Origin of the sequence: Methanobrevibacter oralis (assembly GCF_001639275.1) — an archaeon.
GTDB lineage: Archaea > Methanobacteriota > Methanobacteria > Methanobacteriales > Methanobacteriaceae > Methanocatella > Methanocatella oralis.
In genome coordinates, this window is sequence record NZ_LWMU01000010.1 from 1 (window position 1) to 963 (window position 963).

Genomic DNA, 963 nt, shown 5'->3' on the forward strand with positions numbered 1-963 from the left:
TTTATAGTGATAGACAAATTCGACGCATTATGAAAAAATTAGGCTTCGGATATGGAAAACCTTATGTCATACCTGCAGAAGCTCCAAAAAATGCCTCAAAACAGTTAAAAAAAACACAGAAAAAATAGATTTAAAAAAAGACATCTTAATATTTGCTGATCAAACAGCAGTCCAAAATAAAGATAATACAAGTAGAATATACTACGAATTAGGAACAAAAAATAAACAGACAAAAACAACTACAAGAATAAAATTAAATGCAAATGGCTATCAAGCAGTAAACGGCAATTCATTAATACTATTTCAACAAAATACTCGTACATTTGAGGAAATAAAATCATTAATCAATCTTAGAATAGTTAATTGTATAAATAAAGAGTTAAAATCAGAACTTAAAAATATTTTAACCGATGATGAACTAGATGAAAATAAGATTTACAATAAATTAAAAGATGAAAATACATTAGAAACATTAAAAAATGAATTTAATGAATTCATATCAAACAATAATAGTTCTGAAAAGCAATTTTTAGTAAAAATAAAGAATAAAGCAAATAAATTAAACCCTGAAAAACACACGAACATAGAAAATATTCAAAAAGAAATAATCATTAAATTACTAAATAAAGATAATATAATCAATAATTTACAAAAAGAAAGAAAGCTTGTAGTGATACTAGATAATTACTCAGTTCATAAAGCTAATTTAGTGATTAAAGCATGTGAAATATTAAATATAAAATTAATTCATTTACCTCCCCATTCTCCCCACTTAAATCCAATAGAACAAGTATGGAAATCAATAAAAAAGTATATGGCATATTATTTATTTGATACAATAGAATTTATGGAAAAACTATTTGAAAAAGAATTCTATAGAATCGTAAATAGAGATTCCTACTATAAAAATTGGATCAGTAAATTCATCATGATTAACTAAAAAATTTTTTGTCCGAAACTATA

1 protein-coding gene is annotated in these 963 nt (G+C 23.7%); it reads left to right on the top strand.

Going from position 1 to position 963, the window contains the following annotated elements; translation table 11 throughout:
- Positions 1-592 precede the first annotated feature (592 nt).
- A complete protein-coding gene (locus tag MBORA_RS11015) occupies positions 593-940 on the top strand; it encodes a transposase (RefSeq protein WP_261795655.1) in 348 nt (115 codons plus the stop codon).
- Positions 941-963: the final 23 nt, after the last annotated feature.